This window comes from Leuconostoc miyukkimchii, assembly GCF_019656055.1.
Classification (GTDB): Bacteria; Bacillota; Bacilli; order Lactobacillales; family Lactobacillaceae; genus Leuconostoc; species Leuconostoc miyukkimchii.
On sequence record NZ_BPKY01000002.1, the window covers coordinates 111,368 to 136,790 of the forward strand.

25 protein-coding genes and 1 riboswitch are annotated in these 25,423 nt (G+C 36.6%); of the genes, 8 read left to right on the forward strand and 17 right to left on the reverse strand.

Annotation, left to right across the window (positions count from 1 at the left end; translation table 11 throughout):
* Nucleotides 1-20: 20 nt before the first annotated feature.
* From K5Q13_RS02940 to K5Q13_RS02955, 4 genes are all read right to left on the reverse strand, one after another.
* On the reverse strand, nucleotides 21-524 hold the full coding sequence (locus K5Q13_RS02940) for a MepB family protein (protein WP_220739744.1): 504 nt from the start codon (nucleotides 522-524) through the stop codon (nucleotides 21-23).
* Between the two features lie 103 nt (nucleotides 525-627).
* Entirely contained in the window at nucleotides 628-2,055 is a 1,428-nt protein-coding gene (gene gnd, locus K5Q13_RS02945; protein WP_220739746.1) for an NADP-dependent phosphogluconate dehydrogenase, read from the reverse strand.
* Nucleotides 2,056-2,246: 191 nt separating this feature from the next.
* Nucleotides 2,247-3,443: an SAM-dependent methyltransferase gene (locus K5Q13_RS02950; protein ID WP_220739748.1), complete on the reverse strand. Its 1,197-nt coding sequence runs from the start codon at nucleotides 3,441-3,443 to the stop codon at nucleotides 2,247-2,249.
* A 134-nt stretch (nucleotides 3,444-3,577) separates the two neighbouring features.
* A complete protein-coding gene (locus K5Q13_RS02955; RefSeq protein ID WP_220739750.1) occupies nucleotides 3,578-4,519 on the reverse strand; it encodes a DMT family transporter in 942 nt (313 codons plus the stop codon).
* A gap of 146 nt (nucleotides 4,520-4,665) precedes the next feature.
* A riboswitch (TPP riboswitch) is annotated at nucleotides 4,666-4,757 on the forward strand.
* Nucleotides 4,758-4,890: 133 nt separating this feature from the next.
* Between K5Q13_RS02955 and K5Q13_RS02960 the strand changes: the two genes are divergently transcribed.
* Genes K5Q13_RS02960 through K5Q13_RS02975 form a run of 4 tightly spaced genes read left to right on the forward strand, consistent with a single transcriptional unit; the run spans nucleotide 4,891 to nucleotide 7,838 of the window.
* Complete coding sequence (locus K5Q13_RS02960; protein WP_220739752.1) at nucleotides 4,891-5,466, forward strand: ECF transporter S component; 576 nt, start codon at nucleotides 4,891-4,893, stop codon at nucleotides 5,464-5,466.
* Nucleotides 5,467-5,769, forward strand: coding sequence for a thiamine-binding protein (locus tag K5Q13_RS02965; protein WP_373306368.1), 303 nt, complete (start codon nucleotides 5,467-5,469; stop codon nucleotides 5,767-5,769).
* Nucleotides 5,770-5,808: 39 nt separating this feature from the next.
* Complete coding sequence (locus K5Q13_RS02970) at nucleotides 5,809-7,188, forward strand: ATP-binding cassette domain-containing protein (protein WP_220739754.1); 1,380 nt, start codon at nucleotides 5,809-5,811, stop codon at nucleotides 7,186-7,188.
* Nucleotides 7,185-7,838: an energy-coupling factor transporter transmembrane component T family protein gene (locus tag K5Q13_RS02975; RefSeq protein WP_220739756.1), complete on the forward strand. Its 654-nt coding sequence runs from the start codon at nucleotides 7,185-7,187 to the stop codon at nucleotides 7,836-7,838. The genes K5Q13_RS02970 and K5Q13_RS02975 overlap by 4 nt, the downstream gene beginning before the upstream one ends.
* Nucleotides 7,839-8,055: 217 nt before the next feature.
* Here the strand turns inward: K5Q13_RS02975 and K5Q13_RS02980 are convergent, their stop codons facing one another.
* From K5Q13_RS02980 to K5Q13_RS02995, 4 genes are all read right to left on the reverse strand, one after another.
* Nucleotides 8,056-8,340, reverse strand: a complete 285-nt coding sequence (locus K5Q13_RS02980) for a hypothetical protein (RefSeq protein ID WP_220739758.1) — start codon at nucleotides 8,338-8,340, stop codon at nucleotides 8,056-8,058.
* Nucleotides 8,341-8,533: 193 nt separating this feature from the next.
* Nucleotides 8,534-9,727, reverse strand: coding sequence for an MFS transporter (locus tag K5Q13_RS02985; RefSeq protein WP_220739761.1), 1,194 nt, complete (start codon nucleotides 9,725-9,727; stop codon nucleotides 8,534-8,536).
* A gap of 204 nt (nucleotides 9,728-9,931) precedes the next feature.
* Complete coding sequence (gene rarD / locus K5Q13_RS02990) at nucleotides 9,932-10,825, reverse strand: EamA family transporter RarD (protein ID WP_220739763.1); 894 nt, start codon at nucleotides 10,823-10,825, stop codon at nucleotides 9,932-9,934.
* A 180-nt stretch (nucleotides 10,826-11,005) separates the two neighbouring features.
* Complete coding sequence (locus tag K5Q13_RS02995; RefSeq protein WP_220739765.1) at nucleotides 11,006-12,400, reverse strand: FAD-dependent oxidoreductase; 1,395 nt, start codon at nucleotides 12,398-12,400, stop codon at nucleotides 11,006-11,008.
* 96 nt (nucleotides 12,401-12,496) lie between these two features.
* On the opposite strand from K5Q13_RS02995, the gene K5Q13_RS03000 reads away from it, so the two are divergent.
* The gene (locus K5Q13_RS03000; RefSeq protein WP_220739767.1) at nucleotides 12,497-13,141 is read left to right on the forward strand and encodes a Crp/Fnr family transcriptional regulator; all 645 of its coding nucleotides are present in this window, start codon (nucleotides 12,497-12,499) and stop codon (nucleotides 13,139-13,141) included.
* A gap of 204 nt (nucleotides 13,142-13,345) precedes the next feature.
* Here the strand turns inward: K5Q13_RS03000 and K5Q13_RS03005 are convergent, their stop codons facing one another.
* The 8 genes from K5Q13_RS03005 to K5Q13_RS03040 form a co-directional block, all read right to left on the reverse strand.
* Nucleotides 13,346-13,645: a PTS sugar transporter gene (locus K5Q13_RS03005; protein WP_220739769.1), complete on the reverse strand. Its 300-nt coding sequence runs from the start codon at nucleotides 13,643-13,645 to the stop codon at nucleotides 13,346-13,348.
* A 20-nt stretch (nucleotides 13,646-13,665) separates the two neighbouring features.
* Complete coding sequence (locus K5Q13_RS03010) at nucleotides 13,666-14,523, reverse strand: PTS system mannose/fructose/sorbose family transporter subunit IID (protein ID WP_373306369.1); 858 nt, start codon at nucleotides 14,521-14,523, stop codon at nucleotides 13,666-13,668.
* 1 nt (nucleotide 14,524) lies between these two features.
* The gene (locus K5Q13_RS03015; protein WP_220739771.1) at nucleotides 14,525-15,385 is read right to left on the reverse strand and encodes a PTS mannose/fructose/sorbose/N-acetylgalactosamine transporter subunit IIC; all 861 of its coding nucleotides are present in this window, start codon (nucleotides 15,383-15,385) and stop codon (nucleotides 14,525-14,527) included.
* A gap of 24 nt (nucleotides 15,386-15,409) precedes the next feature.
* Nucleotides 15,410-15,904 carry a PTS sugar transporter subunit IIB gene (locus tag K5Q13_RS03020; RefSeq protein WP_220739773.1) on the reverse strand — a complete coding sequence of 165 codons (495 nt, stop codon included), beginning with the start codon at nucleotides 15,902-15,904 and terminating at the stop codon, nucleotides 15,410-15,412.
* A 15-nt stretch (nucleotides 15,905-15,919) separates the two neighbouring features.
* Nucleotides 15,920-16,354: a PTS sugar transporter subunit IIA gene (locus K5Q13_RS03025; RefSeq protein ID WP_220739775.1), complete on the reverse strand. Its 435-nt coding sequence runs from the start codon at nucleotides 16,352-16,354 to the stop codon at nucleotides 15,920-15,922.
* A 239-nt stretch (nucleotides 16,355-16,593) separates the two neighbouring features.
* Complete coding sequence (gene topA / locus K5Q13_RS03030) at nucleotides 16,594-18,699, reverse strand: type I DNA topoisomerase (RefSeq protein ID WP_220739777.1); 2,106 nt, start codon at nucleotides 18,697-18,699, stop codon at nucleotides 16,594-16,596.
* 40 nt (nucleotides 18,700-18,739) lie between these two features.
* Nucleotides 18,740-19,606: a DNA-processing protein DprA gene (gene dprA, locus K5Q13_RS03035; RefSeq protein ID WP_220739779.1), complete on the reverse strand. Its 867-nt coding sequence runs from the start codon at nucleotides 19,604-19,606 to the stop codon at nucleotides 18,740-18,742.
* Nucleotides 19,607-19,689: 83 nt separating this feature from the next.
* A complete protein-coding gene (locus K5Q13_RS03040; RefSeq protein WP_220739781.1) occupies nucleotides 19,690-21,570 on the reverse strand; it encodes an ABC-F family ATP-binding cassette domain-containing protein in 1,881 nt (626 codons plus the stop codon).
* A gap of 102 nt (nucleotides 21,571-21,672) precedes the next feature.
* Here K5Q13_RS03040 and K5Q13_RS03045 point away from each other — a divergent pair, with 102 nt between their 5' ends.
* Entirely contained in the window at nucleotides 21,673-22,611 is a 939-nt protein-coding gene (locus tag K5Q13_RS03045) for a dihydroorotate oxidase (RefSeq protein ID WP_220739783.1), read from the forward strand.
* A gap of 180 nt (nucleotides 22,612-22,791) precedes the next feature.
* Here the strand turns inward: K5Q13_RS03045 and K5Q13_RS03050 are convergent, their stop codons facing one another.
* Complete coding sequence (locus tag K5Q13_RS03050) at nucleotides 22,792-24,039, reverse strand: acetate/propionate family kinase (protein WP_220739786.1); 1,248 nt, start codon at nucleotides 24,037-24,039, stop codon at nucleotides 22,792-22,794.
* 147 nt (nucleotides 24,040-24,186) lie between these two features.
* Here K5Q13_RS03050 and K5Q13_RS03055 point away from each other — a divergent pair, with 147 nt between their 5' ends.
* Together K5Q13_RS03055 and K5Q13_RS03060 are read left to right on the forward strand one after the other, a co-directional pair.
* Nucleotides 24,187-25,089 carry an N-acetylmuramoyl-L-alanine amidase family protein gene (locus tag K5Q13_RS03055; RefSeq protein ID WP_220739788.1) on the forward strand — a complete coding sequence of 301 codons (903 nt, stop codon included), beginning with the start codon at nucleotides 24,187-24,189 and terminating at the stop codon, nucleotides 25,087-25,089.
* Complete coding sequence (locus tag K5Q13_RS03060) at nucleotides 25,089-25,388, forward strand: hypothetical protein (protein WP_220739790.1); 300 nt, start codon at nucleotides 25,089-25,091, stop codon at nucleotides 25,386-25,388. Before K5Q13_RS03055 ends, K5Q13_RS03060 begins: the two co-directional genes overlap by 1 nt.
* Nucleotides 25,389-25,423: the final 35 nt, after the last annotated feature.

Consider the following 25,423-nt stretch of genomic DNA (forward strand, 5'->3'; position numbering starts at 1 on the left):
CAAAATCGCGTCACAGCCTTTTAAAAGTATAATGATTGAACAAATTCAGTGATCTGCTGTTCTTGGTGAACCATAAAGTATGGTAATTGCCATAACTGTGTTTTGCGTGCATTTGGATTGAGATTGTCTACCCAAGACGGATAGACACGTAGTGCCATTTTACCTAGTTTATTATCATAGCTGAGAATCCCTTTATCCCGTAATATTTCTTTTGGAAAAATAAATTGTCCTTGATGTTGCCCATCTATAATTGTGATAATTAATTTATCAGGGCTCTCACTATACTCAAATGGTATATTCTTATTGTCCATATTTTTTTTCCAAAAGACAACAAAATACCCTTTCTTTTTAGGCGTTAGCTTAGCTAATCTACTACGATAGGTAAACTTATCTATTTGAAAAGTTATGCCTTCGTATTCTGAATTTTGGTCTTCTATAACCAAATTATTGATGGCTACGTCCGTGTTATATTTTAAAACTTGATTAACGAGTGTTAGCGACTCTAATTTTTCATTTATTATCATGCTTCTATTATACGAACAAACGTTCTTTTAGACAACATTTTTTTGTTAATTAGTAAAAAGACTTACAAATTTTGAAAGAAAAAATTTGTAAGTCTTTTAATTTTCAGGCTTCATCATACCAAGAGAAATGATACATGTCACCTGCGGGTTTGTCCGTACGTTCATAGGTATGTGCACCAAAATAATCACGTTGTGCTTGTATCAGATTAGCTGGTAATACAGCTGATCGATATGAATCATAATAAGCAATCGCAGATGACAGTGAAGGCGTTGGCACACCCGCTGAAACTGCTAAAGCAATCACACGTCTAGTAGCATTCTGATAAGACTCAGCAATACCTTGGAAATAGCTATCTAAAAGCAAATTATGCAAATTCTTATCTGACGTATAAGCATCAGTTATTCTCTGCAAAAATTGTGCACGAATAATTGCCCCAGCTCGCCATAACTGCGCCAATTCGCCAAAAGGCAAACTCCAATCATAATGATCCGAAGCCATACGAAGTTGATCAAATCCTTGCGCATACGACATGATTTTACCGAAATAAAGCGCTTTGCGAATATCTTCCTTAGTCGCATCAAGATCTCCAGTAAAGGTAAACTCTGGTCCCTTTAAGATGCTAGAAGCCTTCACACGATCATCCTTCATAGCCGATATATAACGTGCATATACTGATTCTGTAATTAATGATTGTGGTGCAGAAACCTCCAACGCAGATTGTGAAGACCACTTACCCGTTCCTTTATTACCCGCACGATCTAAAATCACATCAACAATTGGTTTACCAGAACCTAAATCATCTGTTCTAGTTAAAATATCTGCTGTAATTTCAATCAAATAAGAATTTAATTCACCATCATTCCATTGAGAAAATGTTGATGATAAATTATTATGATCCAATTTCAGTACACGTTTTAAGATGTCATATGTTTCTGCAATAAGCTGCATATCGCCATATTCAATACCATTGTGTACCATTTTAACGTAATGTCCCGCACCATTTGGACCAATGTATGTTACCGTGGGTTTATTATCCTCTGGTGCTCTGGCAGCTATTTGAGTTAGGATAGGTTCAACGAGTTCATATGCTTCACGCTGTCCACCCGGCATAAGGGATGGTCCCTTTAAAGCACCTAGTTCGCCACCTGAAACGCCCATACCAATAAAGTTAATACCAGATGTCGCTAATTTTTCAGAACGACGTATTGTATCTTCAAAATAAGTGTTTCCACCGTCAATTAATATATCACCCTTTGCTAAATAAGGCACTAACTCGTCGATAACTGCATCTGTTCCCTTGCCAGCTTTAACCATTAACAATATTCGTCTTGGCGTTTTAATTGCCTTGACAAATGATTCAATGGTATAACTCGGCACAAAATTTTTATCAGCGTGCTTTGTCACCAAATCTTCAGTGCGTTCACGTGAACGATTATATACTGCAACATGATAGCCACGCGATTCAACATTAAGTGCCAAATTGCGTCCCATAACTGCCAATCCTACAACACCAAAATCTGCTTCTGCCATGTTTACCTTCTTTCATTAATTCATCTAAATTGTTTTAATTTTGTAACCGCTTTCACTATAATCCTTATTTAAAAAGATGTCAACTACTTAACTATGAAAATCACAATCTCTTTCAAACAACTATCTAGTTATAATTTTTGTCATAAAAAAGCTAATAATCAGCGACTACAATCATTAGCTTTTTATCCTACTTATTTGACGCTGTGCGCCTTATCGGCGTTATAAATATATGACCGTGTAATGGGTAGATTAGTACCGGAAGGCCCCTTGGTTAATAAGTATTGAACAACGTCTATATTTCCTGACTCAAATGATGCAGCACAGGCTTGGAGATACAAATCCCACATACGATAGAATCGTTCGCCATACTTTGAAATGACTTCCTCATTAACCTTGTGAAAGTTTTCAGTCCATATTTCCAAAGTTTTTTGATAATGACGACGTAATGGCTCAATGTCATCAATTTGCAATGATGATTTCATGATGTGATTAACATTTTCAGCAATATTTGGAATGTAACCACCTGGGAAAATATACTTGTTAATCCAAGCATCTACACCAGCACCATCATGTTGCCCAGTAATACCGTGAATCAAAGCAGTTCCATTATCAACTAAACGGTTTTTAACTTGCTCAAAATATTCTTGCAAATTTTCTTTTCCAACATGCTCAAACATCCCCACTGACGTCACGTGATCATAAGTTTGTTCAAGTTCACGATAATCCTTTAGATACACATGAACACGGTCTTCAAGTCCCTCTTCTTTAATCTTAGCAGATACAAAATCATACTGCTCTTGACTAAGCGTCACCCCAGTTGCTTCTAAATGATATTCCTTAGCTGCAGTCAATATTAAAGTACCCCAACCACACCCAATGTCTAACAAAGTTTCACCAGGCTTAGCGTGTAGTTTATTTAGAATGTGACGCACTTTATTCCATTGCGCTTGTTCTAATGAATCATCCTCACTAGCAAAATAAGCACAAGAATAAGTCATCGTTGGATCAAGCCACATTTCATAGAACTCATTGCCAATATCATAATGACTTTGAACATCTGCTTTACTAGTTTTTTCTGTGTGCGAATGTTTTGGAATTAATTTTGAAAATTTTGAACTGTTTAAAAAACTATCTTTTGAACTATAAATTAGCTTAACTAGTTCTTGCAAGTTACCTTGAATCTCGATTTTGCCATCCATATAAGCTTCGCCAAAGGTCAACGAGGCATGTGACATAATTTCTTTCAGTGGTATAACTTCGTGTAAGATGATTTTAGCAATGGGTTCTCCGTGACCATAACTCACTTGCTCACCATCCCAGAATTCAACGTTGATTGGAGCGTTGAAGCTAGCCTTAAAAATTTGTTTATAAATTGTTTTGTCTAACATCGTATTTCCCCTTTAGTCTATATAATGCATTGTAGAAAAACAAATTGCGAATGTCAAATAAAATTACGCCTTTTATTCAAAATACTGTTGTTTTAACAAGCAAGTCAGACAATTAGATATCATTGGTAGATTATTTATCCAAATTTTATCAAGACAACACTAATAATCATAACGAAGATACCTATAATTTGTACACGCGTCACTTGATGCTTAGGCGACTGCCATAGCCCAAACTGTGATACAACCATTGAACCTAATATCGAGCCTGTCAGAGCAAGTGTCACCGTCAAACCTGCGCCTAATTTTTGCACTAATAACGCTGTTGAAAATACGAATAAACCACCTAAAATGCCACCCATAAATAACCACAGTGGCGGTTGCTTTAAGTTATCTCCTATCTTTAGGAACGGTTTTTCTCGAATCAACACAAATACCAAAATAATGATTGTGCCAATCATAAACGAAATGACAGCACTGGCGACTGCTGATCCTAACAAATAACCCAAATGACCATTAATAGCCTGTTGAATTGCTGATAATGCGCCGACAATAACGCCCCAAACTCGCCAAAAATTTAATGCTGTTTTCGACACATTCTCTGTTGTACTAACCCGCTCGATTTTTGTCTCAGATTTATTCACCAATACGACAGCGATATAAATACCAATGAACAAGATAATGACACCAACAATTTTTAACCATGATATTGGCGTTTGTGATATGCCAAATAGACCGAATGTATCAATAATAACACCCATCAATACTTGCCCAACAATAGGAAGAATAATTGTCTGTATTGCACCTAGCTTCGGAAACATCAAAATATTTGACGTTAAATACACCACGCCAAGAACACCACCAATCCAAATCCACCATGGATTACTGTTTGCAACATTGCCTAGATTTGCGATGTGCTGACCGCTAACTAAATACACCACAATCAAAAAAAATGTCCCAATCGCAAATGAAATCAAGCTGGAAATATACGGCGATTTCACAGTAGCACCTAGCTTTGCATTAATAGGACTTTGATTAGCCAAAATGAATCCTGCAATTAAACCAATGATATATAACATTATTACAATCGCTCCAAAAGTATATTTTTTATATTATCTGTTAAGTTTATACTATCTTCATATAATATAGCAAGACAATCAAAGTTGCACGCACCATGGTATTATGATAAACTAACTCGTGTAGACGTGTCTACATACAACTTAGATAATACAAGCTGGGGTGCCCGCAAGGCTGAGATAAATACCCATATAACCTGATCTAGTTCATGCTAGCGTAGGGAGATTTCTTGAAATATGTGTTTTTTCGTGTATTTAATTTCACTTTCAAGCCGATCTTTTTATGGGGATGGCTTTTTTTGTTGCCTGTACATACACACCTGCGTGATATTAACGTTTCATCGCACACTTTACAAATTTAGGAGGTATGCAAAATGCATACAAAATGGTCACTTCGTGATGTAATTTTCTTGGCACTCATTGGTGTCTTCTTCGGATTTATTTTCTGGGCTTGGGCATTTGCTTACAATGCTATTGCGGCTCTACTGACACCCATGGGACTCAGTCCTTATGCCAATGATCTGACACTAGGTCCATGGGTCATGGCTGGTCCAATGGCTGGTTACCTGTTACGCAAAGCTGGTGCTTCTATTATTGGCGAAACATTGGCTGGTACGGCTGAGATGATTTTTGGTTCACAATGGGGTATTATGAACGTTGTGTACGGTCTGATGCAAGGTCTAGGTGCTGAACTCGGATTTGCCTTGTTTGGTTATAAGAAATGGCAACCGATTTCACTTACTGCTTCCGTAATTTTGACAACTGTTGTGACTTTCATCTGGGACTTGTTCCAGAGTGGCTATGCAAATTATTCATTTGGACTACTTGTTGGTTTGTTCGTAACACGGTTAATATCTATTGCCCTTTTTGGTGGCGTTCTTGTTTACTATGTTCAAAAATTAGTTGATAAATCTGGTATTCTCAATCAAACGAAAGTAACGGTATCATAAATGTCTGAAATTAACGCAAGTATTGCTGTGCAGGTTTTACCCATGACAGCAGACCAAGCAGAAATTATTCGTATTGTTGACTACGTTATTGCCTACATAGACAAAACTCATGTCAATTACCAAGTTGGTGCCTTTGAGTCAACACTTGAGGGGAATTATGATCAACTCATGGATATTTTAAAAGCACTACCTTTAGTGGCTGCAGAAATAACTGATATCCCTGTAATGGTGTATAGTAAAATTAACATGGCACCCAAAGGTGATGTTTTAACTATCGCACAAAAAACAGATAAATATCTTTAAAAAAAGCGTGTTTAAACACGCGTACATATAGGACAATTTATGTTAAAACTGACCAAAACCTCACTCACATATGATGACACCCCTATTCTAAAAGACATCTCTATTGATTTGCCAAATGGCTCGTTTAATCTCTTGGTGGGACCGTCTGGTTCAGGAAAATCCACCCTAATGAAAGTAATTGCCGGCATGATTCCGACATTAGCTGATCACGTCACAATTAATCAACAAAATCTAGCTGGTCTACCTGCTTACAAACGTGCAGGCTTCGTCGGCTTGCTTTTTCAAGACCCTGACACCCAATTTGCGATGTCAACACCATGGGAGGAAATCATATTTACTTTAGAAAATTTAAAAGTTGCCCCTTCTGAAATGACCGAGCGTGCTAACTACGCTTTGGATTTTGTCAACGGTAGCCAATTTTCACATCAAAGTTTCGATACACTATCCGGTGGTGAGAAACAAAAAGTCGCTTTAGCAATTATGGTTGCCATGCAAAGCAAAGTTCTATTACTTGATGAGCCTTTTGCTAGTATAGATATCACTTCACGCCAAGAAATTTTAAAACAACTCAAAAAATTACAAATGAATGGTGTCACAATTTTGGTGACTGACCATGATTATTCTGGCTACGCAGATTTAGTTGATGATGTCTTTTCATTTAACCAACAACACATCCAAAAAATTAATAATCTTAACGCTTTTTTTGATCAACCATCGCAAGTAGATTACCAATTTAAACAGCCGCAAGAGTCACAATCAGTACTTAAACTCAATCAATTTAAACTCTCAGTAGGATCTCGTACATTAATTGATATATCTTTTTTTGCACTAGCTCATTCAGGCATTACGTTATTTAGTGGTAGTAATGGTAGTGGGAAATCAACACTCTTTAACGCCATAACACGACTAAAACCTTACCAAGGGCAAATCATGTATCTTAACCAAGATATTTCTAAAATCAAGCTTAATACGTATGCAAAAAAAGTCGCTTTAATTTTTCAAAGTGCTGAGAAACAATTTATGAAAATGACAGTATCTGAAGAACTGGCGTTAAGTCAAAAACATACACAACATCCCAATTTATGGACCAATGAAGCAATTGAATCTGCCTTAACGACACTTCAACTTAACCATTTAAAAGACCATATTGTCTACCAATTGTCTGGTGGACAAAAGAAAAAACTTCAAGTGCTTTTACTGTTAATTATTGGCACGCCGGTCTTGTTGTTAGATGAACCACTTGCTGGTCTCGATAGCCAATCTATCATTACTGTTTTATCACTTATAAAACAAACCATTGTAGAAACGCAACAACGTATCATTATAATCAGTCACCAACTGAACGGTGTCTTAGATTTCATTGATTATCACATTGTTTTGCAAAATAATATGCTAACATTTACGGAGACATCGACATGAATGCAGGTGTGAAGTTTTTATTAATTTTAATTGTCAGTTTGGAAATTTCTTTTACACTCAACTTTTGGGTAAATGTAGCTATTATTATAGTATCTGGTTTTTATTTAATTTATTCGCGTTTATCATGGCAAAGATATGCACTTCTACTGCTGTTACCAATTTTACCTGCACTTGGCGCTTGGACATCGTTTACAATGCATAGCACAACGGAAAATGGCGAACAGCTAGCTGCCATTATGATTACACGTATCATCGCGTATATTTGGCTTGGCGCAGCTTTTTCCTTCACCACAAATATGAGCAGTTTTTTAGATACACTAGAACAAAAGTGTTATATACCAACAACCTTTATTTATGGGTTGCGCGGTGCACTATCATTTATGCCGCACATTCGACAAGAAATTAAAACAATGCAACAAGCAGCTCGTATGCGAGGAATTATATTAAGATCCTATTCTCCTCAATTACTTTTTAAAGCTATTCTAATCTCTTTACAGTGGGCTGAAAGGTTATCCACAGCAATGATCTCTCATGGTTTTACCGAAAATGAAGAGCGCACACATTTTTTAACTGTACACATTAACAAAAGAGATTGGTTGTTTGCCTTTTGTTTACTTTTCACACTACAAATGATATATATTTTCTCATAAGAGTCCCTTAGAATTGTTTAATCCTACAGAAGCTATTAACTGGAAGATTAAAATATATCCTAATATCAACAACTTACTAATTCTTTTACCATATATAAATAAAACAGCAAATAATCCTTTTGATATAGGTTATTTGCTGTTTTATTGTGTATAAGACAATATATTAAATTATAAAAGTTAGAATAAATAAAGGTGCTATGCACTTATACGTTAATGCCTAAATCCAAGATCTATCTACTGCATTTTGAAGCGTAAGCGGACCAAACTCAGGCTCTATTTTAGCCTCATTTGAAGTTAACCCTGTTTTTTTTCTAAATAATTTTTCAAATGTTACTGGATCCACATTCGGGTCTTCATTTGATTGTAAAGTTAAAAGATAGTGTCTCTCCATTGGATGACTCCAAATGCCCATCGTATTTAAATGGTCCAGATCTAATGATGGTGCATATGAAGAAAGTAATATTTTATACTGACGATGGTACAAAACTTTTGTTAAATTCATAACCCCACTCTCCTAATAGCATATTATTGCAACTAACATTCATTTTCTAGTCACTCAGAAAGCTTATACTTATATTGTAACCGCTTACAACACATATATCAAACATTTATACAGTATGTTTATTTTTAATAGCACTCATAATTATAGTGCCATTTAGTTAATAAGTATTGGGGCATTGTAAATAACACTTACCCTAACGTGATTTTCCACGAACGTGATAAGCATTAAATATGACAATGCCTAAATTCAGTCCAGCCACAGCTAACAGGCTCACCATAATACCTGCCAAATGTTTCGTGGCAAAGTAGCCTGTGATAATCGGCATTAGGAAAAAAGCAATGCTACCAAAAAAGAAATAAAGTCCAGTTAACCGACCAGCAAATTTAGCATTACCAGCTAGTAATTGACTCAAGCCTAACTGTAGTGCACCACCAGCAGCAGACATACCAAAAAGAAAACATCCGATACTGGCACTCAACATGCCGTGGCTCATAATAACAATAGTTAACCCGACGATGGTTCCTAAAGCGGTAATGACAAGTAAAATTGCCTCTCTAACCCATCTTTGGTTCGTAATTAAGAACAAAAGACCGACACCAGTGAGTGATCCCATACTATAAAAACTCATCAATAAGTGCGAGTTGGTTGTTGAAAAAGATTGGACAATGCTAAAATATCGCGTTATCCATTGCGTAAAATGAATCATTAACCACATTGCACTAAAACCATAAATCATAAACAATATTTTAGTAATGTCCCATTGCCACCTGACATCAGGGCTACCAAGTTTGACGATTGTAGCAGATTTGATGATGTAAAAATTTTTAGGCGCAATTGTTGATATAATACTCAGATTGATGACTAATAAACCAGCAGCCAACCAAAATAACCAACCAAACCAAATACTTTGATTAATTAATGTCACTAACACAATCGGAAGTAACCCCTCGCCCAGAGAAATCATCGCCTTGATGAGAACATTGCCACTTGATTTACCATGATTAATTTCTAATAATGTCGGATAAGCCACAGCATCCAATGCCGCATTAGCAAATCCAGCTAGTGTCGTAATAACGACAGCAAAAAATAATGTATGTGTCACTGGTAAAATCGAAAAAAATATCAAATACATCAATCCTGATAGTACTAATAACTTTTTGCGGCTCAGATGATCTGATAATTCTCCTAGAATGGGATAGGCAATTAACTTTCCAATACCAATCGCTGATACAACGGCGGTTGCTCCCGCAATAGAAGTTTGCCAAAGCATACTGAGTTGCTGAACCGTTTGTGCTAAAATAATCAGCGCAAATCCCTGCACAATATACATGAGATAAATAACAAGTGGTAATCGTAAATAACGCGTATTGTTCTTAATATTTTTCATTTTATCTAACCGTTTGAACATTTTTTTAGTATTGTTATATAATTCAGTGACATTTACTCACCTCATCGTTAACAACCTTAATTATCAGTATATCTCACATCATCGTTTAATAAAACAGGGTAAAGTTGTTATTCCATGTTCGAATAACAACTTTACCCTATTACTTGCTTATACACTCTATGGTAGTAAGTCAGCCAATATTTTTTATAAAATAGTTGTCTTTTTAAATTTTTGATAACCATTAAGACTATCAAAAATAAATACCAGTATACCAGACCAGATGAATGCAAAAACAATCGCCTTATGCCAACTAAATGCTTCATGTAAAACAAACACTGCCATGAGTAATTGAATCGTGGGATTCAGATACTGAATAAAGCTGAGTGTAATGAAATCAGTATTTTTATTTGCAACAGCAAAGAGTAATAAAGGAATCACTGTTAAAATACCACTCAGAATTAATAATATTGTGATTCTTGGGCCATTTTGCGTCATAACATGTGGTGATAAAAATAAGTATACTAATGCTATAGGCGCGACAATAGCTGTTTCTAATGCCAATGAAATAGTTGCCGGCAAAGGCACCTGCTTTTTAATTAGTCCATAAAAACAAAATGAAGCAGCCATTAATAAAGTATTCAACGGTAACGAACCAGTTTGAATTGTTAGCGTAATGACACCAATGAACACAAGAATTAGCGCGACTATTTGAGAACGTGAAAGTTTTTCATGTAGGAAAACGACTGCTACAACAACATTCATGAGGGGCATAATGTAATATGAAAGACTAGCTTCTGTTGCCTGCTCATGGGTCACCATGTTGATATATAAAAACCAATTAATTGAAATCAGAAAAGCGCTTAATATGATCCAACCTATTTTGCGATTATTAATTAAGGTAATAATAATACGCCATAAATCAGCCCAGTTTTTTTGAAAAGTTAATACGACACTAATTGTCACAAGTGACCACACGATTCGATAAGCTAATGTATCCATCGCCGGAACAATACTCAATAATTCCCAAAATACGCCCAGCAATCCCCACATGAAATATGTTGCAAAGCCAGAAACGATACCCAAATGTCTATTTTCCATGACAATACTCCATCCAAAAATAAAATATAGACCCTATCATACCACCTCTATTGCAAAAAGAGAATAAAACCGTCATGAATAATTATCGTACAGGCTTTATTCAACACTGTGACAGATTTAGACACATTCTCTAAAGTCATTGAATAGGTTAGTTCATTCATGCTATTTTGTTCAATTTTTTTAGTTCACTTCAAGTTCTAAGCTGTTTTTATTATTAATATTATAGCGAATCCGTTCTTCTTTATCTAATGCTGCCTGTGCCAAAAGATTCAAGTAATTGAATGGTCGATCAAACCAAGGCTGAAATAACATATCCACGAATGCTAAATCTGTTAATGTCATTCTATTTTGAATAGCAACAGATGCAGTATTGGCAGATTGAGAAATATCATACTTACTCTGTAGTTGAACACCTAAAATACGTTGGGTTTCTTTTTCCCAAGTGATGGTCATAAGCACTGGCTCTGTTGATGACATAAATTCCGGTCGGAAATTATCTGTCATTGTTAAACTATCATAATTTAAACCTAGTTCTTGCGCATGCGCAGCAGTTAAACCAGAAGAAGCCATGTTTAAGTCATAGAGTTTCAAACCAGAAGTTGATTGTGTTCCCATGTACTTAACCGTGGGTGTCGTCAAATTATAACCAATGAGTGTCCCTTGACGTACAGCATTTGTTGCTAGCGGTATATAAGCATTTTCGCCAGTAGGATTGTAATGAACAGCAACTGAATCACCAGCTGCAAAAACATCTGGATTACTAGTTTGCATGTAATCATTAACAATAAGCGCCCCATTTTGATTCATATCAAGTTGACCTTTAAATAGCTGTGTCGTTGGTCTAAAGCCAACTGACATAACGACTAAATCAGCTGAAAAGTCGCCATCATCTGTTTTAATAATGATCGCCTCATCACTACTTTCAAACGCTTGTACTGTTTTCCCAGTTGCAACAGCTACACCATGACTAGTGAACAAATCTGCGACATTTTTAGTAAATTCACTATCAAAGTAGCGATTGAGCACCGTTGGTTGATTATCAATTAATGTAACATCTCGACCCTTAACATTGAAGGCTTCAACTAGTTCAGTGCCAATGTAACCACCACCAATAATCACAACACGTTTGATACTATCATCATTTGCATAACGTATTAGTTCTTGCGCGTGCGTATAATTTTTAGATAGTACAACTCTCTTGTCGTCAATTCCTGGAATTGGTGGTACAACTGGCCATGAACCTGTTGTTGCAACTAATTTATCATATTTTTCTACTGTTGTTTCATTTGTATTTAGGTTCAAGACAGTGACTGTCTTATTGACAGTATCAACATTTGTTACTTCGTGATTCATGTGAATATTTGCACCCGCTTCCTCTAAAATAGCTGGTGATGAGTAAAACAAATCTTCGATATTTTTAACTTCACCTTGTACGGTTAAAGCTATGCCACAAGAAAGAAAAGAGACATTGTCATTTTTTTCATAAACATCCACTATAGCATCTGGATGGCGCTTTGTTATTGATTTAATCGTTGCTGTACCCGCATGTGTTGATCCAATAATAATTACTCTCATAAGTTTATCCTCCAAAGAATTTTACTTTTCTTGATACTTCTATTGTATAATTAATTCACATATAACAAATTGACTCATGTCAAGAAAGAGTGAAATATGTCACATTCTGCTTTTGCATGTATTAAAGCCGCGCCAATATTTGCACAACTCCCCGATGAAATAATTACACAACTTGTCAATATATCAACACACCAAAAAAAGTACACTGCTGGTAGCTATATCTACGAACCTGACCATGATTTGTCTGCCCTACTAATCGTAGACACAGGACAAATTGATGTTTTAAATATTAATGATAGTGGTCAAGAGCTGCTTTTGTATTCATTGTATAGCCATCAAGTTGATGTCGAGGCATCTTTGTTTACTGATGCCACACATCACCATTTTGCGCGTGCTAAAACAGACGCCCAAGTATGTATGATTCGCCGCACAGATTTCCAAAAATTATTACACGATCATCCAAAACTAGCTTTAACAATGCTGAATACGTACGGCACACGTTTAACAGAATTAGAACAACGTCAGATTAGTTTGTCATTACAACGCGCAGATGAACGATTACTCAATTATTTACACGAAATTGCCGCTATTCAGATGAATAATACCTTTGAACTATCCGTCACAAAAAAGGAACTAGCAGCTTCATTACACATTACACCAGAAACACTGAGCAGATTATTTCAAAAGCTAACCCAAAATGGTCACATCAAACTTAACAGACGAGAAGTCACACTACTTTAATTTTTCAGTCAGCGACCGTTCTTAATAACTTTATTTTCTGAAATATCCACCAAATCAATTACCAAAAACTTGAAAAATTATACTAAACTAAGTTTCTTATAAACACCAGTAATTCAATAGTTAACAAAAAATGCCATTAAGTGATTAAAAATCACCTCGTGGCATTTTATAATATTTAACAACTCATCGCTGCATCTAGAATTATCATGTTCTAGAATGGCGACGCTCCTCTTCATAACGATCAATTACTTTGCTAACATTTTTTCTACCGCGATAAATCGTATAACCAATCACAATAATGAGTAGCACACTCACTAAAGAGATGCCAATACCTGCACTAAAAATCCAAATGCTCTTATTTTTAAAGAAATACATGACTAATATGCCTATGCCCACCAACAACGAAAACATTGATTGCCATTGACGTAAGTTGCGAAGCATCTTTTCTTGGAATAGTATTTCTGTTTGATATCCTTGATCAATATTTTCAACACGCTTCGTCATAAAAATTACCTCACTAGTTACTAATATGTTAAGCCTGGATTAAAGAAACCAATTAGCACGCCGACCAATGCAACAACCACTAAAATCAGCATCACCTTAATTGGCGAAATATTCTTTTTAGCCATTAGCCACCAGCACAGAACAATGAATCCTGCTGTTAATAATCCTGGATAAACAGAATCAAGTTGATTTTGTAAAACGAGATAGGCTTTACCAGACGAATTTTTTAATTGAAATGATGTTCTAACTGTTACCCAAGTTGCAGCAACACCACCGACAACCATACCTCCAATTGTAGCGATTGCCTTTCGAATAGCCTTACCTTGCGCACCAATTAAAATACCAACAGCTTTATCACCTAACTCATAACCTTTGAAAAACGCAAATCGCATACCAAAGTAACCAAGCAAATTCCATACAATAATATAAAATATTGCGCCAAGCGGTGATCCACCCTCAGACATACCTAATGCAATACCTAAGATAACTGGAATTAATGTTCCCACGACAAGTGAGTCACCAATACCGGCAATAGGACCCATCAATCCGGCACGCAAACCATTAATGGTTGTGTCATCGACACCACCTTCATTAGAGATTCCTTGATTAGCTCGCGCTTCTTCCAAACTGGCAGTGATACCCACGATGATTGTTCCTAATTGTGGTTCAGTATTGAAGAAAGCGGTATAAGTCTTCATCGCCTTCTCTTGATCTTCTTTATTATCGTATAATTCCTCAACAATAGGTAACATCGATGTTAAGTAACCAAATGTTTGCATGTGTTCTTGAGAAAATGCAGTTAAATGACCATAAAACCAGTGATGGAAAGCTTTATTTAAAGTTTTACGAGAAAGTGTCTTTTTATCGATAGTTGCCATTTTAAATATCCTCCTCTTCCTCGTCGTCATCTAAAGTGCCACCACTAGCAGGTGCTGCCGCCTGTCGATTCGTACTAATTGCCATATCTAACTTGTAGAAAATCAATGCGAAGATAAGTGATATCACGGTTACTGAAACAAGGTTTAATTTTAACGATGCTGCTAAAGTGAAACCAACAAAGAATGGAATAAAATCAAATGGCCCATCTACGATTTGCTTTAACAAAATTGCAATACCAACACAGGGTAGCAATGCTCCGACTGTAAACAAGGTTTTCATTGGAATACCATCCATTGGTAATGCTGTCTTGAGAGCTTGAACTGCGCTCGAACCAAAATGCGTCATTAACAACGTTGGAATGAATGAGAAAAACAAGTGTGAGATCCAAGGATATCCCCAATCAACCGCATATAACTTTTTAAAATCACCTTTTTCTACCGCACGCCAACCCATGTGCTGCCAAACTAAGTTCATAGTGGCAGTACCATAGAATAGGACTGTACCGACAGTACCTACCAATGTTCCCATCGACTTAGCTAAATCTGCTGCATTACCTGAGGTAGCAGACAAACCTTGCGCATGAATTGCCACCATAGCTAACGGTATGCCGATATATGAAACAGCACGTAAATCAGCAGAAACCGTGCCGCCTGGTGTAACCAAGGCAATATACACCAACTGCATCGCCACACCAGCTGCAATACCCGTTTTTAAATCACCTAATATCAGGCCACTAACTAACCCACCAACTAATGGTCGTCCTAATGTATAGTTACCAATTGTTGATCCTGCCATACCTGGCATAGAAGACAAACTGGCAAAAATGCCAAGAATACTGGCTTGTATCCAACTAATTGTCATAGCTCTAATCCCTTCTACCTAAAATTATAAATTAAATTTCTTTTTAAAATCGTCCCAATAGCCAATTGAAACATCAGGTAATAGTTGAAACTTAACCTGATAGCCTGCGCCTTGAATGGCTTCAAATGCAACAGCCTCTTCTGGAAGAATTGATTGGTTATTGCCTAACTTGATAGCATTAGGTCGATCATTTGCTGGACCAACAATCACTTTTTTAACATCGCCGGGTACAAAGCCAAAATCGACTAAAATTGTTTTCATATCTTGGGGTGTTTTCGTAATCAAAAAGTATTGTCGATCAGATGCCAATACTTGTTGCGCTTTTTCCTTAAAATGTGCTAAGGTCCACACAAAAGTTTTTTTCTCCGAAGCACTCTTAAAGGCGTCTTTTAAAACTGGATTTGTTGCCGCAGCATCATTGACAGCTATCAACCCATCACACGGAAATTCCTTTGCCCAACGTGTCACCGTTTGTCCGTGGATAATTCTATCGTCAATACGTACAAATGAAATACTCATAATATATTATTCCTTTCAAATATCATCTTCATCTTCATCTGATTCCTCAGTCAAAGTAAATTGTTTCACTGCTGCTGTTGCTTCTTTCAAAACAACTGGCACTAATTCATCTTCATTTAAGCTATCTTTTAGAATCGCTGCATTAAGTGCCATTGGAAAATTCATACCGCCTAATATGGTTGCTTTTTCCAGTTTATCTTCTTGGCTTAATATATTAATAACCTCAGTTAAAGGACTACCACCAATAATATCGCCTAACACAATCAGTTTCGAATCTGCGTTTAGTTCAGTGAGGAGTGCCCTAAACCGATCTCCAAACACTTTAACATCATCATCGGACTGTAACCCTATCGCCTTAACTGTTTCAATGTCATCACCAATGAACATGCTAAGTGCATCCTTTAAACCCTCTGAAAATCTACCATGACTCACCAAGATTAGATAACTCATTTCTTCCCTCCGCGTATGTAATATATTCGGCTTTTTATGTAAGCGCTTACATGACCTAACTCATATTGTACGCTTAATTTTCATAAAACACAACAATTGTTTAACACTTAAATATCATTTTTTATCATGATAATGCCATTTTAAAAAATTTAGAACCAAAATAACCGGTTAAACAAATTATCTTGTTTAACCGGTTATTTTGATCCTAAGCTACTAGGATTGTATATTTTGCCAAGAAATTACTTGCTAGACTTGACTTCTTTATCTTTTTCAGATGTTTTTGGTGTCGTACCATCAGCCAACGTTTCTGACGTAGGCTTGTCCCATGATACGAAATCACAATCTGGATAGCGCGAACAACCATAAAATGTTCGTTGCCGCTTTGTTTTACGCTCAATAATTTGTCCTTTATGGCATTTTGGACACGGTAATCCGATTTCTTTAATAATTGTTTGTGTGTTACGACAATCCGGAAATCGAGCACAAGCGTAGAATTTGCCATAGCGGCCCATTTTAACAATCATCGGTGCACCACAAATTTCACAATCTTTTCCAGCAAGTTCATCATGCATGATAACTTTTTCTAGTGTTGTTTCTGCATGTTCGACTTCTTTTGAAAAAGGCTTGAAAAATGAATCAATGACAGGAACCCACTGCTTATCACCTGTCTCAACTTCATCTAGTTCTCTTTCAACGCTAGCTGTAAATTTAGTGTCGGTAATATCTGGGAAGTTATTTTCAACAATTGTTTGAACAATTTCACCTAATTCAGTTGGTACAAATTTACGTGCATCAATTCGAACGTAGTTACGTCGCTGAATTGTATCTAATGTTGGGGCGTAAGTGGATGGTCGCCCAACACCATTTTCTTCCAGCGCTTTAATTAAAGTTGCTTCAGAATAACGCGCTGGTGGTAATGTGAAATGCTGTTCGGGATTAATATTGACAAGCTTGACGAGATCACCTTCTGATAAACTAGGTAATGCATTATCTTTCTCTTTAGCAGATGGGTAGGCTTTGGTAAAACCTTGAAACTTTGTTTTGGAACCATTTGCCCTAAAAATAACACCGTTTTGCTCAATTGTAACAGCCATTGTATCCAAAACTTCTGGTGTCATTTGACTAGCAACAAAACGTGACCAAATGAGCGAATACAGTTTAAACTGATCCGGTGTCAATTTGTCCTTTATCATTTCTGGTGTGCGCGTCACGTCAGTTGGACGAATAGCTTCATGGGCATCTTGTGCGCCCTCTGGCATTTTACCTTGAATGGGCTTGTGTTGTGAGTACGCTTCTCCCCAAGTATCATGTATATACAAGGCAGCTGCATTACGTGCAATTGATGATATACGTGTTGAATCTGTACGCATATAAGTAATCAACCCAATTTGACCAATACCACGACCCAAGTTGACACCTTCATATAATTGCTGCGCTGCCATCATCGTTTTGCGTGTTCGAAAATTCAACTGTGTGTTGGCTGTTTGCTGCATAGTTGATGTTGTGAAGGGTTGCTGTGGATTACGTTTACGTTCCTTAGCGTCAACTTTCACAATGTTAAAATCAGCTGTACGGTCAATCCTACCAAAAACCGCTTGTACACTCTCATTATCTGGCAAAGGCTGTTTCTTATCATCAAATCCATAGAAAGCAGCTTTGAATTTAGAACGTGATTTTTTAAATTCTGAATCTAACGTCCAGTATTCTTCAGGTTCAAAGGACTGAATTTGACGCTCACGTGCGATAATCAATCCAAGTGCAACTGACTGAACACGACCGGCAGATAGACCACGCTTTACAGTTTTCCATAAGATTGGTGAAATTGAATAGCCAACTAACCGATCTAAAATTCGGCGTGCTTGTTGTGCATCCACAAGATCTTGATTTATTTGGCGCGGTGTTTTAAAAGCATTTTTAATCGTGTCTTTTGTAATTTCATTAAATACGACACGATTAGGCGTTTCTGAGTCTAAATTTAAAATATGCTGTAAATGCCAAGCTATTGCTTCCCCTTCACGATCTGGATCGCTAGCAAGAAAGACTTTTTTAGCTGCCTTCGCCTCTTTACGCAGTCCCTTAATAACATCCCCCTTACCGCGGATGTTAATATATTTTGGATCGTAATCGTGTTCGACATCAACGCCAAGCGTTGATTTGGGCAGATCACGAATATGTCCTAAACTGGCAACAACTTTATAAGAACTACCAAGATATTTTTCTATTGTTTTAGCCTTGGAAGGACTTTCAACGATCACAAGATTTTTCTTTACTTTAGATCTTTTACGTTTCGTTGTTTTTTTAGCAGTACCTTTTTTAATTGTTTTTTTATTTTCTGTTTCTACCATTAAACTATGCCTTATAATTTACTTCTTATTATACAGCATATCAGATTGTACCAAGTAATTGGACACTTTCTATAATATCTTGCGATTTTGTCACTGTTTTTGCACCTAAACTCAACAATTCGTTTGTACCTTGTGACTCTTGTGAGAAAATTGATCCAGGTATTGATAAAACATCACGATTGTTTTGTAATGCTGAATTGGCAGTAATTAAACTACCCGATTTCATCTTGGCCTCAATCACTAGAGTTGCCGAAGACAATCCAGCAATAATGCGGTTTCGAGCAGGAAAGTGCGCACGGTGTGGTCCTGTGCCAGGTAAATATTCACTCAGTATCAAGCCTTGTTTTGCAATTTGACTTTGCAAAGAGGCATTGCGTCTAGGATACACAACATCGGTCCCTGTACCAACAACAGCAATTGGAACACCACTATTTGCAAAAGTAATCTGGTGAGACATGACATCGATTCCTTGTGCTAAGCCTGATACAATAGCAATACCAGCGTTGACAACAGATGGCAATAAGTAACGTAAACTATTCATACCATACGAAGTAGCCGATCGTGTTCCCACAACTGATAGGCTTGGTAAATTCAAAGCCTCTAAATGACCTTCATAAAACAATATTAATGGTGGCTGATATATTTCTCGTAAGCGCTGTGGATATGCGTGATCATAGTAAGTAATGTATTTTTCTTCAATACCTTGTGCCTTTTCTAGAGCCATATCATATGTTGCTTGAATCTGACGGTACTTGCTATCATTGCTTATATGCAATATCAAATCTAGTGGCCATGGATAACAAGTCGGTAAACTGGCATTATCTATAAGTTTAATGATACGGGTTTCTGTTGCGATACCAATGCCACTTGTCAGACGAATAGCGAGTAATTGTTGTTGTAAATTCATATTATTCTCCTCAGAAAATAATACGTTTGATGACAGAATGCGTCACAAAAAAATTAAAACCATCAGTAATTTAAAAACACCACTCAACCTTCCGCAATTTCACTTAAATATTCCCACCGATTCATTTTTTCATCAAGTTGTGATTCAAGCTCATCCAGTTCTTTTTGGAGCAAACCTAATTTAACATAATCCGTGCCATTTTCAGCCATTTCATTTGGTATAGCAGCAATCCTATCTTCGAGCTGTGAAATCTCATCTTCAATTGTTGCCCACTCCTTTTTCTCATTATAAGTGAGCTTTTTCTTTTGTACTGTGAGTGTTTTTTTCTTTTCAACGTTTACTTTTTCAATAACATTCTGTTTGTCATCAGCGTGCAAAGCTAAATACTGACTAAATAAACCATCATAACGATCAACAACACCATTACCCTGAAACATGTATATTTGATTGGCAACTTTATCTAAAAAGTAGCGATCATGCGATACTGTTATTACTGCGCCAGCAAAGCCAGACAAGAAGTCTTCCAATACAGTCAATGTACCAATATCTAAATCATTAGTTGGTTCATCAAGCAACAATACATTAGGTTGTTGTAGTAGCAATTTTAGTAAATAAAGTCGCCTTTTTTCACCACCTGATAGTTGTCGAATCAGCGTACCATGCATAAATGGTGGAAACAGAAATTGTTCGAGCAATTCAGACACACTCACTTGATTACCATTCTTATCTGTCACAGATTCCGCAACATCTGATAAGTAACTAATGACACGCTTATCATCGGGTATGTCTTCGGTTTCCTGAGTGTAATAAGCTATTTTAACAGTTTCACCTAACTCTATTATTCCAGTTGTTAATGGTATTCGCCCAGCAATGGCATTAAGAAATGTTGATTTACCAGCACCATTTTCACCTGTAATACCAATACGATCACCAGCAGCAACACGTAAATTAAAATCATTTAAAATCGTATTATTATCAAATTTAATCCCAGCATGTTCAATAACAATGACTTTTTTGCCCAAACGTTGTTGACCTAAACTAACTGTCACATCGTCATCCAACTTTAAGCTACCCATTTGCGATTCAAGCTCTGAAAAAGCATTTTCTCGTGCTGTTTGTTTCGTTGTACGTGCTCGTGCTGATTTGCGCATCCACGCTAACTCTTGTTTATAAAGTTGTTGTTGCTTATGTTCAGCAATTTTACTTTGCTCAACACGTTGAGACTTACCAATCATATAATCCTGATAGTTGCCCTTATATTCATAAAGGTCACCAAATGATAATTCAAAGATGCGCGTTGTAACTGCATCTAAGAAATAACGATCGTGTGTAACTGCCATGACAGCGCCATGATAATTTGCCAAATATTTTTCTAACCATGTAATAGAGTCAAAGTCTAAATGGTTGGTGGGCTCGTCCAAAATTAGTAAGTCCGGCGCCTCAATTAATACTTGAGCTAACCCGACACGTTTCCGCTGACCGCCCGACAATTCACTAATTTTACGTTGTAATTTAGGCATGTGCAACTGTGTTAAAATGGCTTTAATTTGAGCTTCTGTGGTCCACGCCTCATCTCTGTCCATTGCATTTTGTGCATCCTCAAATTTTTGTGCAACTTGGACATCTGTCGGATTTTTTCCAAACTGTTCTAATGCATATTGATATTTCCGAATTGTTTGAAAAACTGGTTGCTCGCCAGATAAAATAGCATCCATGACCAAAGCGTTATCATCCAAATCTGGATTTTGTTTTAAATAACCAATGCTATAGTCATTTTGTTTCACAATTTTACCAGAATCAGCCGGATTAATCTGAGAGATTGCATTGAGCAAAGAAGTTTTCCCGGATCCATTAACCCCAATCAAGCCAATGCGATCGCCTTCTGTAATTAAAAAAGAGATGTCATTAAACAACACTTTTTCACCATATGTACTTTTTAAATTTTCTACTCTAAATTGTTTCATATTCCCATTATACCCAATATTCGTCCTTTTTATCGGCTTATTTTTTTGTTATACTAAGATAAATATGTCACAAGAGGACATTTTAGTCACAGGAGACTAGTCATGCAACTTACAGCTAATATACAGAGCTACAACTTTGATCATGTGTTACTGAACGCTGCTGGTGTGATGTGCCAGACAACTGCTGAAATTGACACTGTTTTAGCATCAAAACACACAGGATCAGTCGTTACAAAATCTGCAACGCTAGCCAATCGTAAAGGGAATCCTTCACCCCGATACTATGAACTCAAAAATGGATTAGGTACAATTAATTCAATGGGACTACCTAATGAAGGTTTTGATTATTACATGAATTATGTAGCGACTAAAGCGACTGAGAAACCGATTTTCTTTTCTATTGGCGGCTTATCTAAATCTGAAAATATCAACATGCTGCATCAATTACAAGATTCTGATTTTGCAGGTCTTATCGAATTAAACCTGTCATGCCCTAACGTACCCGGAAAACCACAAACTGCCTATGATTTTGAGACAACGGAAGAAATATTAACTGATGTTTTTTCATTTTTCAAGAAACCTTTAGGTGTTAAATTGCCACCATATTTCGATATCGTTCATTTCGACATGATTGCCAGTATTTTAAACAAATTCCCTTTGGCGTTTGTGAATACAATTAACTCGATTGGTAATGGCTTAGTCATTGACGAAGCTACAGATACTGTCGTCATCAAGCCAAAGGATGGATTTGGTGGTATTGGTGGTACTTTGGTTAAAGCAACTGCACTGGCTAATGTGCGTGCCTTAAGACAACGATTAAACGAAGACATTAAAATTATTGGTACAGGTGGCGTTACAACTGGTCGTGATGTATATGAACATATTCTGTGTGGCGCTGACTTGGTTGAAGTCGGTTCTCAATTAGCTATTGAAGGTATCGAAGTGTTTGAACGGTTAGAAAACGAACTCAGAGAAATCTTGACAGAAAAAGGTTATCATTCATTGGCAGAGGTCCGTGGACAACTAAAAGTAATTTCATAATACGCAAAAAGCAACTAGTTGATAAACAGCTAGTTGCTTTTTATTTGCTATGAACTACAATAAAAAAATCAAGTACCCATGTTATGGTTACTTGATTGAGCATTCATAATTCACATACTTTGAGAGCCTGGCTAAAATATTGTTATAAAAACAACAATATTCAGCCATTATTTCAATCTATTAACGTAAAGCTTCAACATCGCGTGCAATCATTAATTCTTCATTTGTTGGAATTAATAAGCCAGCAACGGTTGAATCTGCCGTAGTCAATAGTGTTTCTTTTCCTCGGACTTTGTTTGCTTCAACGTCAAGCTTTACACCAGCAAATGACAAGGCCTCTAACACTTTTGCACGTGTTACAATATCATTTTCTCCAATACCGGCTGTGAAAATAATGGCATCCACACGACCAAGTTCTGCAAAATATTGACCAGCATATCGGATAACACGATCGTAGAATATATCAAGTGCTAACTTTGCATGTGTGTTTGTTTCTTGAACTTCTTCTAAGTCACGCATGTCATTTGAAATAGTTGAAATGCCCAGTAAACCAGATTTTTTATTCAATACTGATAACATTTCTTCATTTGTAAGACCTTCACGTTCTTGAATATAATAAACTAATGATGGGTCAACATCACCTGAACGTGTAGCCATTGTTAAGCCAGCTAATGGTGTGAATCCCATTGAAGTATCATATGACTTACCATTTTTGATAGCTGTAATAGAAGCACCCGCACCCAAATGGAATGAAATAGCATTAAATTCATCCAATGGAATGCCTAATTTTTTAGCTGCACGTTCAGTGACATAGCGATGTGATGTGCCATGTGCACCATATTTACGTGCACCATAACGTGCATAATATTCATAAGGTATACTATACAGATAGTTCTTTTCTGGCATAGTTTGATGGAAAGAAGTGTCAAATACAGCAACTGAAAGCGCATCAGGCAACAATTTTTGGAAGGCACGAATACCCATAGCGTTTGCAGGGTTATGTAAAGGTGCATAATCAGCTAATCGATCAATTTTTGTCAATACTTCGTCATTAACAACAACTGAATGGTTAAACCATTCACCACCAGCAACAACACGATGACCAACACCTGTGATTTCATTGAAATCTTTCACAATGCCCAAATCAGTCAATTTTTGCAACAAAAGATTAATTGCTTGATCATGGTTTTTGATTGGCATCTCATGTTCAAACTTTTGACCACCGTCTTTTGTGAGTGTGATATTTCCCTCTTCAGCACCAATCAAACGCTTTGGTTCGATATCTTTACCGTATTTAATCGAAATTTCAGCATTATCTTGTCCGATACGCTCAATAATTCCTTGCATCAATACCGTCTCTTCAGGCATCTCCAACAATTGAAATTTAAGTGATGAGCTGCCGGCGTTTACCGCCATAACTTTTGACATTATGTTCTACCTTTTTACCCTTTTAAGTATATTCATAACACACTATCGTTGCTATGTCATAGTATCATTGTAACATTTTTTAGGATAAAGGACATGTTGTTATATGTTACAATATTTATACACATAAAATCGTTACGCAGGTATAACATGATTAAAAAATGGCTATTAAGCAATTTAATTGGTGTAGGAATCACTATTTTCGTTTTAATCACAACATTTGGATTAGTTTTCTCTCTAGTTAATAAGAACAAAATCACAACAAGACCAAACAATGTACAGTTTCGCCAAGGACCAGGTCGACAATACAAATCTACAGCCGCACTTAAGCGTGGCACGAACCTTATTATTCTAAAAAAAACACGTGGTTGGTATCAAGTCAGACGCACTGATAACGAAAAAATCGGCTGGGTCGCTGGCTGGGTCGCTGAATCAAACGCACTGCGTACCGCGACTGCTATTAGTGAATCAACAATTATTTTGGATCCTGGACACGGCGGTAAACCAGGTCAAGAATACAATGGTTTGTCCGGTGATAATGGTTCATCCTCTGCCAACGGAAAATTTTTCGAAAAAACATATACACTACGTACCGCGCGACACATAAGAAATGCATTACAAGAACAGGGTGCACGTGTATTTATGACTCGCGACAAAGATGTCCTTATTCCGTTACTACATATTCCCCGATTAGCTGAAAAATATCAGGCAGATGCACAAATTTCAATTCATTTTGATCATGCTGGTAATGAAAATGGCGCAACATCAGCCAGTGGTGTTTCTCAATACTACTATCATCAAAACGGTAAGCCACTGACTACAGCTCTTAATAGCGCGCTTAACGATTTACCAATTGGCAATCGTGGCATGGATAAGGCGCAATATGTTGTTTTAGATAGAGTCAGCCGACCAGCAACGTTGCTCGAATTAGGTTACATTAATAATCCTTCTAATTTTAAATACATTAGAACAGCTAAATATCAAAAAGATGTATCCAAATTAATTGTTCGCGGATTAACATCATACTTTAACCAAAATACGGAGATGAAATAATGGTATTATTTAAGAAAAGCAAGCAAGCCTTTGAAAACAGTATCGCTAACCAAACCACAGAACAAGTTGAAGAACATTTAGATGGTATGCTCGTTCAGCCCTTTGCATATAAAAAGTTATTGATTATCTATCGCATTGAACAATATCCTAGCACAAGTAATCATATAGACAATCGTATACTTGAATTTGATAAGAAAGAACCCTTATCAGAACGACGTTATAATGAAATTATATCGCGTTTAAAAAATGACGATAGTGACCGTATTGCTATTGTTAACATATTACCATTAGTTGACTAGACGTTAATATTTCTTTGAAGCAAAAAATCCAACAA

Excerpts from the sequence above, each read along its gene's own strand:
- K5Q13_RS02940 (WP_220739744.1), bottom strand. The coding sequence starts at position 524 with ATGATAATAAATGAAAAATTAGAGTCGCTAACACTCGTTAATCAAGTT.
- gnd (WP_220739746.1), bottom strand. The coding sequence starts at position 2,055 with ATGGCAGAAGCAGATTTTGGTGTTGTAGGATTGGCAGTTATGGGACGC.
- K5Q13_RS02950 (WP_220739748.1), bottom strand. The coding sequence starts at position 3,443 with ATGTTAGACAAAACAATTTATAAACAAATTTTTAAGGCTAGCTTCAAC.
- K5Q13_RS02955 (WP_220739750.1), bottom strand. The coding sequence starts at position 4,519 with ATGTTATATATCATTGGTTTAATTGCAGGATTCATTTTGGCTAATCAA.
- K5Q13_RS02960 (WP_220739752.1), top strand. The coding sequence starts at position 4,891 with ATGCATACAAAATGGTCACTTCGTGATGTAATTTTCTTGGCACTCATT.
- K5Q13_RS02965 (WP_373306368.1), top strand. The coding sequence starts at position 5,467 with ATGTCTGAAATTAACGCAAGTATTGCTGTGCAGGTTTTACCCATGACA.
- K5Q13_RS02970 (WP_220739754.1), top strand. The coding sequence starts at position 5,809 with ATGTTAAAACTGACCAAAACCTCACTCACATATGATGACACCCCTATT.
- K5Q13_RS02975 (WP_220739756.1), top strand. The coding sequence starts at position 7,185 with ATGAATGCAGGTGTGAAGTTTTTATTAATTTTAATTGTCAGTTTGGAA.
- K5Q13_RS02980 (WP_220739758.1), bottom strand. The coding sequence starts at position 8,340 with ATGAATTTAACAAAAGTTTTGTACCATCGTCAGTATAAAATATTACTT.
- K5Q13_RS02985 (WP_220739761.1), bottom strand. The coding sequence starts at position 9,727 with ATGAAAAATATTAAGAACAATACGCGTTATTTACGATTACCACTTGTT.
- rarD (WP_220739763.1), bottom strand. The coding sequence starts at position 10,825 with ATGGAAAATAGACATTTGGGTATCGTTTCTGGCTTTGCAACATATTTC.
- K5Q13_RS02995 (WP_220739765.1), bottom strand. The coding sequence starts at position 12,400 with ATGAGAGTAATTATTATTGGATCAACACATGCGGGTACAGCAACGATT.
- K5Q13_RS03000 (WP_220739767.1), top strand. The coding sequence starts at position 12,497 with ATGTCACATTCTGCTTTTGCATGTATTAAAGCCGCGCCAATATTTGCA.
- K5Q13_RS03005 (WP_220739769.1), bottom strand. The coding sequence starts at position 13,645 with ATGACGAAGCGTGTTGAAAATATTGATCAAGGATATCAAACAGAAATA.
- K5Q13_RS03010 (WP_373306369.1), bottom strand. The coding sequence starts at position 14,523 with ATGGCAACTATCGATAAAAAGACACTTTCTCGTAAAACTTTAAATAAA.
- K5Q13_RS03015 (WP_220739771.1), bottom strand. The coding sequence starts at position 15,385 with ATGACAATTAGTTGGATACAAGCCAGTATTCTTGGCATTTTTGCCAGT.
- K5Q13_RS03020 (WP_220739773.1), bottom strand. The coding sequence starts at position 15,904 with ATGAGTATTTCATTTGTACGTATTGACGATAGAATTATCCACGGACAA.
- K5Q13_RS03025 (WP_220739775.1), bottom strand. The coding sequence starts at position 16,354 with ATGAGTTATCTAATCTTGGTGAGTCATGGTAGATTTTCAGAGGGTTTA.
- topA (WP_220739777.1), bottom strand. The coding sequence starts at position 18,699 with ATGGTAGAAACAGAAAATAAAAAAACAATTAAAAAAGGTACTGCTAAA.
- dprA (WP_220739779.1), bottom strand. The coding sequence starts at position 19,606 with ATGAATTTACAACAACAATTACTCGCTATTCGTCTGACAAGTGGCATT.
- K5Q13_RS03040 (WP_220739781.1), bottom strand. The coding sequence starts at position 21,570 with ATGAAACAATTTAGAGTAGAAAATTTAAAAAGTACATATGGTGAAAAA.
- K5Q13_RS03045 (WP_220739783.1), top strand. The coding sequence starts at position 21,673 with ATGCAACTTACAGCTAATATACAGAGCTACAACTTTGATCATGTGTTA.
- K5Q13_RS03050 (WP_220739786.1), bottom strand. The coding sequence starts at position 24,039 with ATGTCAAAAGTTATGGCGGTAAACGCCGGCAGCTCATCACTTAAATTT.
- K5Q13_RS03055 (WP_220739788.1), top strand. The coding sequence starts at position 24,187 with ATGATTAAAAAATGGCTATTAAGCAATTTAATTGGTGTAGGAATCACT.
- K5Q13_RS03060 (WP_220739790.1), top strand. The coding sequence starts at position 25,089 with ATGGTATTATTTAAGAAAAGCAAGCAAGCCTTTGAAAACAGTATCGCT.